At 67.6% G+C, this 389-nt stretch carries 1 protein-coding gene; it reads left to right on the forward strand.

Annotation, left to right across the window (positions count from 1 at the left end):
* Positions 1 to 389, forward strand: a 389-nt coding sequence (locus HX846_RS40155; protein ID WP_256740489.1) for an AMP-binding protein, incomplete at both ends; no start/stop codon positions are given.

The following is a 389-nucleotide window of genomic DNA, read 5'->3' on the forward strand; positions in this document are numbered from 1 at the left end:
CCCTTGAATCGCTTGTCGGTGCTGCCCGAGGCGGAGCAGCGGCATCTGCTGGAGCAGTTCAACGCGACAGCCACCGACTTCCCCCAAGGCACCACCCTGCATGGGCGTATCGAGGCCCAGACCCTGCTGACCCCGGACGCGGTGGCCGCGGTGTATCAAGGCCGCCAGCTGACCTACGCCGAGTTGAATCAACAAGCCAACCTGCTGGCCCATCACCTGCTGGCGCTGGGGGTAAAACCCGACGATCGCGTGGCCATCGTTGCCCGGCGCGGGCTGGACACCCTGGCCGGGTTGCTGGCGATCCTCAAGTCCGGCGCCTGCTATGTACCGGTGGACCCGTCGCACCCGGCCGAGCGCCTGAGCTACCTGCTCAGTGACAGCGCCCCGGT

It is taken from the genome of Pseudomonas sp. K5002 (assembly GCF_013386655.1).
GTDB lineage: Bacteria > Pseudomonadota > Gammaproteobacteria > Pseudomonadales > Pseudomonadaceae > Aquipseudomonas.